Genomic DNA, 13,021 nt, shown 5'->3' with positions numbered 1-13,021 from the left:
CCCCTCCTTTTAGAGAATAAGGGAACTTAATTCTTCCGCAGCCCCACGGAATTCAGCCTCGTTTTCTTGCCAATAGGATGCGTACTCATCCGCATCCCACACCTCAATATACTTATCTATTCCTAAAATCACACATTCCTTCGTAAGCCGGGCAAATTCCCGTAAGCTCTGGGGAATCGCGATTCTCCCCGCCTTGTCGATTTCTATCTCCTGGGCAGGGGCGATAATACGCCGCTGAACCATACGAGAACGACTTTGGAAAGGGGAAGTGCTTTCCATCAACTTTCGAGCAAGGCTATCCCACTGGGAAGGAGTAAAAATCCAAAGGCAGCGATCCACCCCCTGGGTTATCACCACCATGTTACCCGGCAGTTCATTTCGTATGCGAGTAGGCAAAATGAGACGTCCCTTTTCATCAAGTACATTTTTAAACTCGCCGGTTAACATCTTCTTCCCACTTTTCCCTACTTTCTCCCACTATTTCCCACTTAACACCATTATTAGCACATCCTAATGAATCGTCAATAAGAGGAAGAAAAGAAAAGATTATAAATAGTAAAAAAACATCACCCTTTATCTATACAATTGTTAAGTCTTCAGAGGAAGGTTAGAGAGAATAGAGAGATGAGGTAAGGAATATCCTTTTTATTTCTTGAATAACTACCTATAAAACTGCTACCATTTCTCCATGTATCAAGAAGAATACTATGTGGTGTACCCCGAAGGGGATATCCAGGCCATTGAAGCTCCCCTTCCTTTTAATAGTCTTGTGGACTTAAATGGGCATCTTCTGGAGTTCCCTCTTAAGACTCATCGGATGATTGCCTATCGGGTTCAACGGACAGTCCGTAAAGAACAAAAGGGACTTACCGAAGTGTTATATTATCTTGAATTGGTTCCCGCAGAGGAACTTAAAAACTACGTCCAGTAAAGGGGTCCCACCACCCAGGGACTCCTACCCAGCAAGGATACCGGTTCAATAAAAAAAGGCCCCCCTTGGGGGCCTTTTCTACAAAGAAACGATAGTTGGTGCCAAACCGCTTTTTACCAGGTATCAACCATATCGTCGGGATCCCGATTTTCTTCTGCAAAGAGATCCGTCACTGCCCGCAGATCATCAAAGTAGATATAATAGCTCCCGTAGGCTTCCATGGGATCGCATTCAACCTTAAACCCAATAATCTTGAGGCCCATTTTACTATTATAGTGATAATCCCTCTGGACAATTCCACTCTTCCCATCAGGAGACTGAGGGGGAATAGCCACAGTCAGCTTTTTCCACCCCTGGAAATTAAGGCGACCCATGTAGAGTTCATATTCCCGACCAAAGAAATCCTGCAATACCACTTTGAGCACATGGTTATAATTCCGTCCAACCACCCATACCGAAATCGTTTTGGTGATTCCTTCGATAGGAATAGGCCGTAAAGGACGTATATAGAAATGGGAATAGGCCCGCCGCAAAAAATCAACCCGCACACCAAGGACATATTTATCAGGGATATTGAGGTTCTTTTCTTCTTCCAGCGGCACTTTCCCGGCGGGGTTCCCTTCAAAGAGGCGCACCGTTACAAAGCCGTCATCGCTGGACATGTAAGGGACCCAGAAGCCATCCTGTTCAAATTTATCAACCGAAACTTCCTTTAATTTTTGCTGGGCACTTTCAATTCCTACCTTTTCTGGATTGGGGGTTCCCAATTCTTGAGAAAAGAGGAAACCGGCCACTACTATTAAAGATATTAGAACTATACTTCGTTTCATGGGGCGCTCCTTATCTGGCATTGGTCGTTGTACTGGCATTCCACAGTTGCTGGACATTTTCAGGATCGGCTAAATCATCCCCATCGAAAAGACTTTCGAAGGTATCCGTGAGCACTTTAATTTGGTTAAAGTACACCTGAAAGTCATCAACCCGTTCGGTGGGCCGGGTCCAGATCCTGAATTTTACAAGCGAAAGCCCTTGCCGCTTGGGGAAGGTACGCTTCGCCTGCGGAATGTTTGCGGGGATAGAGATGCGTAGATTCTTCCATCCTTCAAAACTGAGATCCCCCATGGGAATAATATGAACGATCCCCTTATAGTCCCGCACATAGGCTTCCAGGTAATAATAGAAATTAGAGCCCCATACCCACATATCGAGCATCTGAACCCTTCCCGGCATGGGAATTTCTGCGGGGGCATTGTCGGAACTCCCTTTTTTCACCGGATACACATCAATCCAGTTGTACCCTTTGCGATCAAAACGGCCCCAAATTCCGAGGCTACGGATATCTTTTCCTTCCTTATTATATCCGTATACCGCCGCAGGCCAGGCTTTTATCAGTGCAATCTTGGGGAACGTCTCCTTATCGGTTTTGGTGGCAAATTTGCTTGCCATTGCCCGCCATTCATACCCGGAGGATCCATCAAAATTTTCTATTACCCTGGATTCCAGGTTAACAGCCTTCTCATCCGCCCCTATAATGGCCGGCAGTAAAACACTTACTACCAACACCAGGCAAAGAGCTTTGAAACCGCCTTGTTTCATTCTATACTCCTTTTGCCAATTCTTTGCTGAAACCGTAGACAGTTTGATTATATGACCTTGTTATACCTTTGTCAAATGAGCAATTACTTTTTTTTTCATTTTTTTAAAAACCTTTGAACCGAAGTATACCAGATCTGGCGCTCCCCTTTTTGCCTTTCCCTTTTCCAGATATCCCGCGCAAAGGAGACAAGATGGGGCCAGCGAGAATCGTCAAGCAAAACTACCACCGAAGGGGGTACATAACGGGGATCCTGCCAGCTATACAACACGTAGGAGCCCTTCTCAGCGAGGGTCTTTACCGAACTAGGACCCATAATCCATAGAGAACCGGCATTAGTTTCAGTATCTGGCGGATACGATTCAGGGGATGTTCCACCAAATGGGATTTTCTTCGTTTGAAAGCGATTTTGAATAGCCTTTCCCAAAGCTGCTTGCACCTGCGATGCGGTAGTCCCTGCCCAACTTTCTTCATCAATCTTTAGGCGAGGCACCTCTAACGGGCTTTTCTCCAAAAACAAAGACACCAGATGTTCCATATCTTTTCTATAATCAATTCTTCCTACATAACCCGGAAATGAAAGGAAGGCTGTTTCATTTTCCAGTTCTTTCTCCGAAAACCATATCCCCACCGGCACCTGAGGATACACCTTCGTATAGTGCAGGGCCCCTTCGTAAAACCAGGAAGGGAATAGAACTAAAGCGGGCCGGCGAGCGGCTAATCCTATTTTTAAAACCAGCCGCTCAGGGTCTTCCCCTCGTTCTCCATACACCAGGCGCAGGGGCTTCCATATTCCCAGGGAACTCTGCACACAGGTCGCCTGGATTCGTTCTTTGCCATACAGAGTAACTTCATATTGATCGGTGACCACAATCACCGGCGAAGCACTAATAAACAAAAAAAGAGCCCCTCCCCATCCTACTAAGAGAAAACCGAACGGAAGCCAGTTTCTGATGTTTGAGGTAGCCAATCCCTTCAATTTCATACATGAACCATAGTTAGTCCTCCATGAAGAGGTCAATAACCCCGGAGGACTGACCACTATTGTCATCTTTACCTTGACCAAGGGAAGGGATAATCATACAATCAGGTAAATTTTTCTTGTAAGGAGTGCCTATGATCAGCTATAAAGAGTTAGGGCTCGTGAACACCGTTGAACTGTTCAAGAAAGCCATGGCCGGTGGATACGCAATTCCCGCCTACAATTTTAATAATATGGAACAGCTCCAGGCTATTATTCAGGCCTGCGTTGAGACCCGGTCACCGGTCATCCTCCAAGTCTCGGCAGGAGCCCGGAAATATGCAAACCAGACCCTGCTCCGCCACATGGCCCGGGGGGCTGTCGAGTACGCCCATGAGTTAGGGTATGATATTCCTATCGTATTACATCTTGACCACGGGGACAGCTTTGAACTTTGCAAAGATTGTATCGAGTCGGGCTTCTCTTCAGTGATGATTGATGGTTCCCATTTACCCTACGACGAAAACGTAGCCCTTACTAAAAAGGTCTGCGAATTTGCCCATTCTCGAAAAGATTATGTATCGGTAGAGGGGGAACTAGGGGTTCTGGCAGGCGTGGAGGATGATGTCTCCTCAGAACACAGCCACTATACTCGACCCGAAGAAGTAGAGGACTTTGTAAAAAAGACGGGCGTCGATTCCCTTGCCATTTCTATCGGGACCAGCCATGGGCGCACCAAATTTAAGCCCGAACAGTGCACCCGGGACGCAAATGGGATTCTTATTCCGCCACCCCTGCGCTTTGACATTCTAGAGGAAATCGAAAAGCGAATTCCCGGCTTCCCCATCGTCCTCCACGGGTCTTCTTCCGTACCAATCGAGTATGTCCGGATGATTGAACAATATGGTGGGGTAATGAAAGATTCGGTGGGTATCCCGGAAGATCAGCTGCGGCGGGCTGCAAAGAGCGCGGTATGCAAGATCAATATCGATTCCGATGGACGCCTCGCCATGACCGCCATTATCCGAAAGGTTTTCGCAGAAAAACCCGACGAATTCGATCCCCGCAAATACCTGGGCCCCGCCCGGGACGAACTCAAAAAGCTCTATATGCACAAGAATATTAACGTCCTCGGTTCTGCAGGAAAAGCATAATCCTTACATAATGGTTCACGCCCGGTTCACACAGCCGGGTGTGAACAAATCGAAGCCCTGAGACTTCCCTGACTCGATGGGTGCTATAAACAAGAAGTCCCTACGCTTGTTCCGGAATAGGATGTTTCCAGAGTTGAACCAGATGGAGCACCGCGGGAACTGCGAGAACCACAAAGAGAACTGTCCCTAGCCAGAATTGATTTTGATACCACGCCCAGAAAACAAAAGAAGCGCCAAAAGGAAGTATTACCGCGCCTACCCAGGCAAGGTAATAGGGAACCCCTATTTCTTCTTTAATCACATTAAAAAGAAACCAGAATCCCATAATCAAAAGGGTCCACAATAAGGGAACCCCAACTAAATATACGGGATCTCCGTTTCCGCTCCAGAGAAAAGCCCGTTGCAACGAAACAGGAATCATCCAGAGAAGGGAGAACGAAGCCGGGGAAATCCACACATCCGAAGAAAGCCTCTTACACACAAGAAACACAACCCCTGGAATAAACAGGGGAAACACGATGACATCAAAAAATCCATGAAAATATACTCCGAGCGGACCACCACTGGGATCAGCGAAAGAATCGAGAAGCACCTTTAGAATCGCCCCAAGGGAGCCTCCCAAAAGAGCAAGGATCACCCCCCTCTTCTGAGCGCCGGGGGAAACCTCAAAAAGGGAGTGATAGAAAAAGAAAAAGAAAGGCACCCACAATAATGTAAAAACCGCCATGACAGAAGGGTAGCACATACGATAAAGGGATGACAAGAGCGAAGGTACTACTATTCGGAATTCTTTACAGATGGGGGCTTTACAGATAAAGCCCCTATTTGCTATATTTTGCGTACTGGTATATCCTTCTGCCCCGTGGTGGATATAACAACGAGGAGGTAAGTTGTCGGAAAAGGATTTACGGATCAACGAACAGATCCGGGTACGCGAGGTTCGTTTAATTGGAGAAGATGGAGAGCAAAAGGGTATTGTTCCAACCCAAGAGGCTCTTCGCATGGCCCAGGAACTGGGATTAGACCTGGTGGAAGTTGCCCCCCAGGCAAATCCGCCGGTTTGTAAAATCCTGAATTATGGCAAGTTTAAGTTCGAAAACGAAAAGAAAATTCGGGATTCGAAGAAAAAACAAAAACAGTTAAAGGTAAAGGAAATCCGGATGCAGCCCAAGATCGATGAACATGATCTGGCTTTTAAATCAAAGCATATCCGGGAATTCCTTGCAGAAGGGAACAAGGTAAAGGTTACTGTCCGTTTCCGGGGACGGGAACTTGCCCATACTGAACTTGGGTTGGATGTCCTTAAGGACGTTCTACAACGGATTGAAGGGGACTATGTGATGGATAAACCTCCCGCAATGGAGGGGCGATTCATGTCCATGGTCTTAAGCCCGAAATCCAAAAAATAAGCAGAGGGATGGCACTATGCCGAAGATGAAGACCAAGAAAAGCGCCGCGAAGCGTTTTACCTTCACCGCCAGCGGAAAGGTAAAGTATAAAAAACAGAATTTGCGGCATATTTTGACGAAAAAAACCAGCAAACGGAAGCGGAATCTCCGCCATGCGGGCATCCTGTCGAGCGACAATGTACCCGTTATCAGAAAGAAATTATTGCCCTACGGGTAAAGGAGTGGTTTCGACATGTCACGAGCAGTCGATGGAAGCAAACGAAAGAATCATCGGAAGAAAATCCTCAAACTAGCAAAGGGCTATTGGGGTCGTCGTCATTCTAACTACAAAGCCGCTAAAGATGCGGTAACAAAGGCCCTGTTCTATGCATACCGGGATCGGCGGGACCGAAAAGGGGATTTCCGACGGCTCTGGATCATCCGAATCAATGCGGCCTGTCAGGCAGAGGGGATTTCCTATTCCCGTTTCATTAACGGTTTAGCTAAAGCAGGGGTTACCCTGGACCGAAAGGCCCTGGCCTATCTGGCAGTCCAGGACAAAGAGGCATTCAAAGCGGTGGTAGCCAAAGCAAAAAGCGCTCTGGGAGAATAAGGTATGATTACCCTCGAGCAGGTTTCCCTGTTAGAAACCCGGGTTTCCAAGGTGATCGAAACCCTGAAGACCCTGCGGGCAGAAAATGCGGGGCTTCAGGCTGAAAACCGGCGGTTGCAACAGCAACTGGAAGGGTACGAAAAACGGGTAACCGAGCTCGAGCGGCTTGTGCAACAATTTAAAGAAGATCAGGGTAAAATTGAGGCCACCATTCTGTCTGCTCTGGCTCGTCTTAATCAATTTGAAGACGTGCTCGAAACAGAATTATCCAAAACAGCCTCTCCTGCTGAAAAAAAGAGCGAGGGGGTTGGCGTAGGCCTTTCTTCGACAGCCCCTTTACCTCAAGATGAAAGAAAAGGGGGGAACGTACCTTTTGCATCACCGGTAGCGGGGACAGGAGAACGACCGTATTCCTCACCGAAACTTTCAAACAACGATACAGAAAAGGAACCGCAGCCTATCGACGAGATTGACGCAGCCCTCGCAGCACAAGAGCAGGCTGCCCTTGAAGCAACCCGCCAAAAAACGACTTCCTTTTCTTCGAACGAATTGGATATCTTTTAACGCACCTATGTCCAAAGAACGGTTTCGGATCGATATGCTCGGAACCTCCTTTGTTATTTCCGTAGATGAAGATCCATTATATCTTAACGCCCTCTTAACCCGGTATCAATCAGTTCTTGATTCGGTGGAAAAAAACACGGGAGTAACGGATCCCCTGAAACAATCGATTATTGCGGGGCTTCTTCTCTGCGACGAGTTGGAAAAGACACAGAGAAAACTGAATCAGCACTTACATAAAGAAAGCGCAGAACTCGAAAAGGCCGCCTCTATTGTAACGGATCTTATCGAACGGATCGAAGCGACCCTTGGGAAAACCTAACAGAGCGAGAGACCATATGGAACACCTACTCTTCTTGCAAAACCAAATCCAGACCTATCCATGGGGCTCCCGTTTCTGGATACCTCACATGCTTCGTCTCCCAACCCCATCGGACACGCCCATGGCAGAACTGTGGATGGGAGCCCACCCGAAGGCCCCTTCTCTTGCGGTAACTAAGGCCCAAGGACCTGTACCCCTTACCAAGCTCATTGAAGAAAACCCGGAATGGTATGTGGGGAAGGAACTTGCGAAAGAAGGGGCCACCTTCCCTTTCTTGTTTAAGCTCCTTGCGGCAGAACAGCCCCTTTCCATTCAAGTACACCCTTCAAAAGCCCAAGCGGAAGAAGGGTTTGCTCGAGAAAACCAGGAAGGCATCCCCTTAGATGCGGCCAACCGAAATTATAAAGATGATAATCATAAACCGGAAATTATCGCCGCCCTCTCACCCTTTCGAGCCCTCTGCGGATTTCGATGGGAAGAGGAAATTACGACCCTTTTTTCGTGGCTCGAAATGCCACCCCTCCTTCCTGCGATAAAAGCCCTACAGGAAAGAAAAAGCTATACCGCTTTTTTACAAGCCCTGTTCACCATTTCGCCGGAAACAGTTCAAGACATTCTCCGGGAACTGCACACGAGGACCCTTCCTTCCCTGACCCAAAAGGTACCGGCGTACCAAAAGGAATGGGAAACCGTACAATCCTTTATCAATCTCTATCCCCGGGATATCACCGTCCTTGCTCCGCTGTACCTTAATCTCATCGACCTTGAGGCAGGACAGGCCCTTTTCTTACCTTCAGGGATTCTCCATGCCTATGTTCATGGATTTGGGGTTGAACTCATGGCTAACTCGGATAATGTACTGCGGGGTGGGCTTACCACAAAACATATGGACCCGAGAGAACTGCTCCGGATTCTGGAGAACCGGCCTTATGATCCTCCCCTTCTTTCTCCCTCTCCCGCCAGAGATCAGAAAGGATCCCTTTTATTTTATCCAAGTAAGGCAAAGGAATTTCGATTAGGCCTTGTTACCGGGAACCTTAATAACACGGAACTTCCTGCGGGGCTTCCTCTTATTATATGTGTGGTGGACGGCACAATGGAACTTAAGAGTGATAAAGAACGTCTGGTTCTTCATCAAGGGGAGTCGGCCTTTGTTGCTGCCACTGCTCAGGAACCGAACGTAACGGGAACAGGTAAAGCCTTTTTCGCTATGCCCAATAGGGAGTTTTTATGAAAATTCTTGTGGATGCAGATTCCTGTCCTCGCTTAGCCCGGGAATTCCTTGTAAGAACCATGCAGCGGCGAAAGGTCACCGGAATTTTTGCGGCCAATCGCTCCATTCCGGGCATAATCGGTCCTCATCTCCGGATGGAGGTCTGTCCACCCCAGGAAGGAGCCGCCGATGACCGCTTGGTAGAACTGGCAGAACCGGGGGATATTGTGATCAGTCGAGACATCCCCCTTGCATCTCGGCTCATAGAAAAAGATGTGACCGTTCTTGATGATCGGGGACGACGATACAGCAAAGAGAACATCCGGGAACTCCTTTCTATCCGGGATTTTACGGTCCAGCTTGCCAGTGATGGCATTGAAATAGAACGGCGTCCCCAGTACGGCCGGCGGGAATTGAAACAACTTGCCGATGCCTTAGACAGAGAACTGGCAAAGCATAAGGCTTCTCACGATGCATCATCCTGAAAAAAGTGGGCACCCAGATCTTTTCTTATGATGCATCAGGGTACAGTTGTCGCACCTGTTGAATATGAGGAAGGGCTTCAAAAAAACATTCCACTATTTCAGGATCGAACTTTGTACCCGAAAGACGTCGAATTTCTTCATACACCTTTTCCTCATCCCAGGCTTCCTTATATACCCGGCGAGAAATAAGGGCATCAAAGACATCGGCCACCGCCACAATTCGTCCGGCCAGGGGTATTCCTTCCCCTTTTCTTCCTCCAGAGCGTTGTTGTTCCCCTTCTGTTTCTAAAGCGCCAGCAGCCGGCTCTGGAATAGCACTCCAGCCGGGATACCCCGAACCATCCCAGTTTTCATGATGGGTAAGGGCAATATCGCGGGCCACCAGGTCCAGGTCCGATTGGGGATCATCAAAAAGATGGGCCCCATAGACAGTATGACTCTGCATAATCCTATACTCTTCTGGGGTAAGGGGACCAGGTTTTTTTAAGATTACATCAGAGATAGCTACCTTCCCCACATCATGGAGCATCGCGGCGATACGGAGAATATCCTTGTATTTTTCCCGTTCTTGCTTTGCTACGTTATGACGAAAGGCCCAGCGCTCGTAGATTTCGACCGCATATCCTGCAACCCGATTAACATGGGCCCCCGTTTCTTTAGGGTCCCGAAGCTCCGCCATAAGAATCATCCTGAGAAGCATGGTCCTTGTCATGAGGGCCCGCTCCAGGGCCACCGTGGCGTTATTTGCAAAATGAGAAATAAAAAGCTCATCCTTTTGGGTAAAACGCCCTACCGCATTTTCCTTTATCTTTTTATTGATTACCTGGATTACCCCCAGGAGTTTTTTTTCGGGGGTTACGAGGGGAACCGCAAGAATCGAACGGGTTCGGTACCCCACAAGGCGATCATAACTTGAATTAAAAGAATAGGGCGCATTGGAAGGAATGGCATAGGCATCTTCCACATTTACCACTTTTTTATGAAGTGCACAAAAACCCGCAATGGACTGTTCATTGATAGGGATCTTCACCACCGAATACAGCAACTTAGTACCAGGCGGCAATTCCCTTTGTTTTGTGTCATTCTGGGCATACCGGATTTGCAGCATCTCTCCTTCTTTTACATAAATCGAGCCCGCATCGGCCCCTACCACCTGCCGGGCCTCAAAAAGGATCCGTTCCAGCAACAGGTCCGCGTCACGGATCTGATTCAACTGAGAATCGATGCGGATAATTGCTTCAAGGCTTGCTTTTTTTCCCATGCAACCCTCCTTGTAGGGGTCCATGAAGTATGCTATAAAAATACTACAAAAGTAAGGGAAAGAACATGAAAATCGGCCGCTTTTTTGGAATTTTTTTTATCATCCTGGGAATTCTCAACATAGCGAATTTCTGGGCTCCCCGTCCCATACCTACGGTAGGGCCATCCGCCTTCATCCTAGGTTTTTTGTTGATTGGAACAGGGCTTTTTCTCCGAGCAGAAAGAGATAGTAGTGGACGTGTTCGTTGGGGGGCGTTAAAAAGTCTTTTTCGCAGGGTAGAAAAAAAAGAAGAGGCCGAAGCTACTCCCATGGACCCCCTTTTACCCGTCAAGGCCCTTAAGGCGGCCTCCGATAGGGGTGGCAAGATCAGCATCGCCCAACTAGCGATGGAACTGAACGTGTCTCTTGAAACAGCAGAAAAGGCCCTCGATGCCTGTGTCCGGAAAGGGAGTGCCTATATCGAAATAGACCAAACGACGGGAATAGCTGTTTACTGCTTTCCCGAATTCATGCCAGGGGAGTCTTCTCAGCCAAAACATCTAAACTAACAATAGGTGAGGCTTTTAAGACTGGAAAAGGCTTCCCCTTTTTGGCGATCAAGCACTCACCATTCACCCAAAGTGGTGGGAAAACCGCTCGTTCTTAAAAGGATAAAAACAGGAAATACCTTCTATTTCGGTTTCGATGATTACCAGGTTATGTATCTGTTCGCTATTAAAGGAACGCCAGAAAACAGGCAAATAATTACCTATTTCGACGATAATTCGTTCCCGTAGAGCAGGATCAGCAATCACCGTAGCAGTGCCATATAAAGAAATTACCTCATTAAGCACGGTACTCTGAAAGGTCCATTCTACCTGTTTATGAACAGAGAGATCCTCTATTTTCTTTGAACGAGGATCTGTAAGGGCATAGAGAAGTTGAGGCCGCTCAGAAAAAATAACCGGGGTCATCCAACGACTTCGGGGATAGTTCCGACGATCTATGGTAGTAAACAGGCCCACATGACTTGCTTCTACCAGCCTGCGAAGTCGCACAATCGCCTCACCTACTTCCATAACTTCCCCTCTTTACCATTGTGTTCAGCCCCCATTCTGGGCATATGGTATATTAAACATACAAAACATTACGGTAGATGTCAAAAATATTTTTTAAAAAAGAAAGCTCCCCGGTAAAAGGAGGAAAACCCGGGGAGCCATATAAAAAGGAAAGGAGGAATGAGATGGATAGTTGTTTTTTACCAACTATCAGTATATAAACAGTAGAGGCATAAAAAGGTTACATTCCCCCTTATAAATAAAAAACATCACCAGAGAATTAACCATTTTTTAACAAATCTCTCACTTTTCCCATACAGAAGGTAGGTAGGTTTTGTGTAACCTAAAAGGAGTATTCCTTTTAATGAGTTCATAGGAGGACAGGTATGAAAAAGATGATTGGTGTCGTTTCCCTTTTGGTAGGGATAACCGCTCTCACCTTTGCTAGTGGGGCTCAGCAGCAGGGTAGTCAGCAGACAACTCAGCAACAAGCGCAAAAACCCGCCGTACAGCTTCAGTATCCCTGGCAGGATCCGGTATCGGATGATCCGGATGGACTGCTTCCCGGCGTTGATCCCAGTAAGGTAAAAGGGAACATCATTACGGCTGGTTCTTCTACTGTTGCACCCCTTTCTGAAACCATCGCCGCTCGCTTCAAGAAAGAAGGATACAAGGATCAGCTTACCATTGACGTAATTGGTTCTGGAGCGGGCTTTGAACGGTTCTGCAAAACCGGCGAAACTGATATAGCAAATGCTAGCCGGGCCATTCAACAAAAGGAGATCGATTGGGCCAAAGCAATTGGCCGAAGTCCTGTAGAATTTAGAGTTGCTACTGATGCTCTTACCATTTGCGTGAGTAAATCTAACACCTTTGTAAAAGATGTTACTATGGAAGAACTGGCCGCCATATTCTCCACCGCAACTTACTGGTCCGATGTACGTCCTGAATGGCCGAAAAACGAAATTCTCCGCTTTATCCCAGGAACCGACTCAGGAACCTTCGACTACTTTGTGGAAGAAACCTTTAAGAAAAACAAGGAACCCCTCTTAAAAGCCAAGAACTTACAGCTTTCCGAAGATGATAACGTCCTGGTACGGGGTATTACCGGCAGTCCCTATGCGATCGGTTTTTTTGGATACTCCTACTATGCGGAAAACAAGGATAAACTTACCGCACTAGCTATTAATGGGGTTGCTCCTAGTGATGAAACAGTAAACAAAGGAACTTACAAACCTTTCGCTCGGCCCCTTTTCATTTACTCTGATCCTACTATCATGAAAAACAAACCTCAGGTAGCGGCGTTTATCGCTTACTATCTCACTTACGTAAATGAAGAAGTAAAGGCCCACGGGTTCTTCCCCGCACCCAAAGAAGAGCTTCTTAAGGCAAAGAAGACCTGGCTTGAAGCAATGAAATAATTCCTTTACTGTAACGAAGATTACATAGCACTGACAGGATGTCACATCCTGTCAGTATTTTTTGAATAGGACGAGAAATA

Annotated in this window: 18 protein-coding genes; 11 read left to right on the top strand and 7 right to left on the bottom strand. The window is 47.2% G+C overall.

The genetic code is table 11. From position 1 onward, the window contains the following. Window positions 1-9: 9 nt before the first annotated feature. Window positions 10-447: a division/cell wall cluster transcriptional repressor MraZ gene (gene mraZ, locus C5O22_RS00670; protein ID WP_132779130.1), complete on the bottom strand. Its 438-nt coding sequence runs from the start codon at window positions 445-447 to the stop codon at window positions 10-12. A 241-nt stretch (window positions 448-688) separates the two neighbouring features. Between mraZ and C5O22_RS00665 the strand changes: the two genes are divergently transcribed. Beyond that, window positions 689-931 (top strand): hypothetical protein, encoded by a 243-nt coding sequence (locus tag C5O22_RS00665; protein ID WP_132779129.1) that lies wholly within the window; start codon window positions 689-691, stop codon window positions 929-931. Window positions 932-1,044: 113 nt separating this feature from the next. On the opposite strand, the gene C5O22_RS00660 is transcribed toward C5O22_RS00665, so the two are convergent. The 3 genes from C5O22_RS00660 to C5O22_RS00650 form a co-directional block, all read right to left on the bottom strand. Continuing rightward, complete coding sequence (locus C5O22_RS00660; protein WP_132779128.1) at window positions 1,045-1,761, bottom strand: flagellar filament outer layer protein FlaA; 717 nt, start codon at window positions 1,759-1,761, stop codon at window positions 1,045-1,047. Between the two features lie 10 nt (window positions 1,762-1,771). Next, entirely contained in the window at window positions 1,772-2,527 is a 756-nt protein-coding gene (locus C5O22_RS00655) for a flagellar filament outer layer protein FlaA (RefSeq protein ID WP_132779127.1), read from the bottom strand. 95 nt (window positions 2,528-2,622) lie between these two features. Beyond that, window positions 2,623-3,510 carry a hypothetical protein gene (locus C5O22_RS00650; RefSeq protein ID WP_132779126.1) on the bottom strand — a complete coding sequence of 296 codons (888 nt, stop codon included), beginning with the start codon at window positions 3,508-3,510 and terminating at the stop codon, window positions 2,623-2,625. 131 nt (window positions 3,511-3,641) lie between these two features. On the opposite strand from C5O22_RS00650, the gene C5O22_RS00645 reads away from it, so the two are divergent. Next, window positions 3,642-4,640 (top strand): class II fructose-bisphosphate aldolase, encoded by a 999-nt coding sequence (locus C5O22_RS00645; RefSeq protein WP_132779125.1) that lies wholly within the window; start codon window positions 3,642-3,644, stop codon window positions 4,638-4,640. 100 nt (window positions 4,641-4,740) lie between these two features. On the opposite strand, the gene C5O22_RS00640 is transcribed toward C5O22_RS00645, so the two are convergent. Next, window positions 4,741-5,367 carry a hypothetical protein gene (locus tag C5O22_RS00640; protein WP_132779124.1) on the bottom strand — a complete coding sequence of 209 codons (627 nt, stop codon included), beginning with the start codon at window positions 5,365-5,367 and terminating at the stop codon, window positions 4,741-4,743. A 163-nt stretch (window positions 5,368-5,530) separates the two neighbouring features. Here C5O22_RS00640 and infC point away from each other — a divergent pair, with 163 nt between their 5' ends. From infC to C5O22_RS00605, 7 genes are read left to right on the top strand one after another with little or no spacing between them, the layout of a single operon-like run. Further along, on the top strand, window positions 5,531-6,049 hold the full coding sequence (gene infC, locus C5O22_RS00635) for a translation initiation factor IF-3 (protein WP_132779123.1): 519 nt from the start codon (window positions 5,531-5,533) through the stop codon (window positions 6,047-6,049). Between the two features lie 16 nt (window positions 6,050-6,065). After that, window positions 6,066-6,266 (top strand): 50S ribosomal protein L35, encoded by a 201-nt coding sequence (gene rpmI / locus C5O22_RS00630; protein WP_132779121.1) that lies wholly within the window; start codon window positions 6,066-6,068, stop codon window positions 6,264-6,266. Window positions 6,267-6,281: 15 nt separating this feature from the next. Continuing rightward, window positions 6,282-6,641, top strand: coding sequence for a 50S ribosomal protein L20 (gene rplT / locus C5O22_RS00625; protein ID WP_132779119.1), 360 nt, complete (start codon window positions 6,282-6,284; stop codon window positions 6,639-6,641). A gap of 3 nt (window positions 6,642-6,644) precedes the next feature. Continuing rightward, window positions 6,645-7,205, top strand: a complete 561-nt coding sequence (locus C5O22_RS00620) for a cell division protein ZapB (protein ID WP_132779116.1) — start codon at window positions 6,645-6,647, stop codon at window positions 7,203-7,205. Between the two features lie 7 nt (window positions 7,206-7,212). Beyond that, entirely contained in the window at window positions 7,213-7,524 is a 312-nt protein-coding gene (zapA, locus tag C5O22_RS00615) for a cell division protein ZapA (protein WP_132779113.1), read from the top strand. A gap of 16 nt (window positions 7,525-7,540) precedes the next feature. Further along, window positions 7,541-8,758 carry a mannose-6-phosphate isomerase, class I gene (manA, locus tag C5O22_RS00610; protein ID WP_132779111.1) on the top strand — a complete coding sequence of 406 codons (1,218 nt, stop codon included), beginning with the start codon at window positions 7,541-7,543 and terminating at the stop codon, window positions 8,756-8,758. Then, window positions 8,755-9,222, top strand: coding sequence for a DUF188 domain-containing protein (locus tag C5O22_RS00605; protein ID WP_132779109.1), 468 nt, complete (start codon window positions 8,755-8,757; stop codon window positions 9,220-9,222). The genes manA and C5O22_RS00605 overlap by 4 nt, the downstream gene beginning before the upstream one ends. Window positions 9,223-9,247: 25 nt before the next feature. Here the strand turns inward: C5O22_RS00605 and C5O22_RS00600 are convergent, their stop codons facing one another. Beyond that, the gene (locus C5O22_RS00600) at window positions 9,248-10,483 is read right to left on the bottom strand and encodes an HD domain-containing phosphohydrolase (protein WP_132779107.1); all 1,236 of its coding nucleotides are present in this window, start codon (window positions 10,481-10,483) and stop codon (window positions 9,248-9,250) included. A gap of 65 nt (window positions 10,484-10,548) precedes the next feature. Between C5O22_RS00600 and C5O22_RS00595 the strand changes: the two genes are divergently transcribed. After that, the gene (locus tag C5O22_RS00595; RefSeq protein ID WP_132779105.1) at window positions 10,549-11,031 is read left to right on the top strand and encodes a hypothetical protein; all 483 of its coding nucleotides are present in this window, start codon (window positions 10,549-10,551) and stop codon (window positions 11,029-11,031) included. Between the two features lie 63 nt (window positions 11,032-11,094). Here C5O22_RS00595 and C5O22_RS00590 read toward each other — a convergent pair whose 3' ends face one another. Beyond that, complete coding sequence (locus tag C5O22_RS00590; protein ID WP_132779103.1) at window positions 11,095-11,541, bottom strand: pyridoxamine 5'-phosphate oxidase family protein; 447 nt, start codon at window positions 11,539-11,541, stop codon at window positions 11,095-11,097. A gap of 365 nt (window positions 11,542-11,906) precedes the next feature. On the opposite strand from C5O22_RS00590, the gene C5O22_RS00585 reads away from it, so the two are divergent. Beyond that, window positions 11,907-12,941, top strand: coding sequence for a PstS family phosphate ABC transporter substrate-binding protein (locus tag C5O22_RS00585; RefSeq protein WP_165910354.1), 1,035 nt, complete (start codon window positions 11,907-11,909; stop codon window positions 12,939-12,941). The last annotated feature ends 80 nt before the right edge of the window (window positions 12,942-13,021 follow it).

The sequence above is a fragment of the Treponema sp. J25 genome (assembly GCF_004343725.1).
GTDB lineage: Bacteria > Spirochaetota > Spirochaetia > Treponematales > Breznakiellaceae > J25.
The sequence above is the reverse complement of the archived record's forward strand: the minus strand, read 5'-3'. Positions and strand labels throughout refer to the sequence as shown.

Excerpts from the sequence above, each read along its gene's own strand:
- mraZ (WP_132779130.1), bottom strand. The coding sequence starts at position 447 with ATGTTAACCGGCGAGTTTAAAAATGTACTTGATGAAAAGGGACGTCTC.
- C5O22_RS00665 (WP_132779129.1), top strand. The coding sequence starts at position 689 with ATGTATCAAGAAGAATACTATGTGGTGTACCCCGAAGGGGATATCCAG.
- C5O22_RS00660 (WP_132779128.1), bottom strand. The coding sequence starts at position 1,761 with ATGAAACGAAGTATAGTTCTAATATCTTTAATAGTAGTGGCCGGTTTC.
- C5O22_RS00655 (WP_132779127.1), bottom strand. The coding sequence starts at position 2,527 with ATGAAACAAGGCGGTTTCAAAGCTCTTTGCCTGGTGTTGGTAGTAAGT.
- C5O22_RS00650 (WP_132779126.1), bottom strand. The coding sequence starts at position 3,510 with ATGAAATTGAAGGGATTGGCTACCTCAAACATCAGAAACTGGCTTCCG.
- C5O22_RS00645 (WP_132779125.1), top strand. The coding sequence starts at position 3,642 with ATGATCAGCTATAAAGAGTTAGGGCTCGTGAACACCGTTGAACTGTTC.
- C5O22_RS00640 (WP_132779124.1), bottom strand. The coding sequence starts at position 5,367 with ATGGCGGTTTTTACATTATTGTGGGTGCCTTTCTTTTTCTTTTTCTAT.
- rpmI (WP_132779121.1), top strand. The coding sequence starts at position 6,066 with ATGCCGAAGATGAAGACCAAGAAAAGCGCCGCGAAGCGTTTTACCTTC.
- rplT (WP_132779119.1), top strand. The coding sequence starts at position 6,282 with ATGTCACGAGCAGTCGATGGAAGCAAACGAAAGAATCATCGGAAGAAA.
- C5O22_RS00620 (WP_132779116.1), top strand. The coding sequence starts at position 6,645 with ATGATTACCCTCGAGCAGGTTTCCCTGTTAGAAACCCGGGTTTCCAAG.
- zapA (WP_132779113.1), top strand. The coding sequence starts at position 7,213 with ATGTCCAAAGAACGGTTTCGGATCGATATGCTCGGAACCTCCTTTGTT.
- manA (WP_132779111.1), top strand. The coding sequence starts at position 7,541 with ATGGAACACCTACTCTTCTTGCAAAACCAAATCCAGACCTATCCATGG.
- C5O22_RS00605 (WP_132779109.1), top strand. The coding sequence starts at position 8,755 with ATGAAAATTCTTGTGGATGCAGATTCCTGTCCTCGCTTAGCCCGGGAA.
- C5O22_RS00600 (WP_132779107.1), bottom strand. The coding sequence starts at position 10,483 with ATGGGAAAAAAAGCAAGCCTTGAAGCAATTATCCGCATCGATTCTCAG.
- C5O22_RS00595 (WP_132779105.1), top strand. The coding sequence starts at position 10,549 with ATGAAAATCGGCCGCTTTTTTGGAATTTTTTTTATCATCCTGGGAATT.
- C5O22_RS00590 (WP_132779103.1), bottom strand. The coding sequence starts at position 11,541 with ATGGAAGTAGGTGAGGCGATTGTGCGACTTCGCAGGCTGGTAGAAGCA.
- C5O22_RS00585 (WP_165910354.1), top strand. The coding sequence starts at position 11,907 with ATGAAAAAGATGATTGGTGTCGTTTCCCTTTTGGTAGGGATAACCGCT.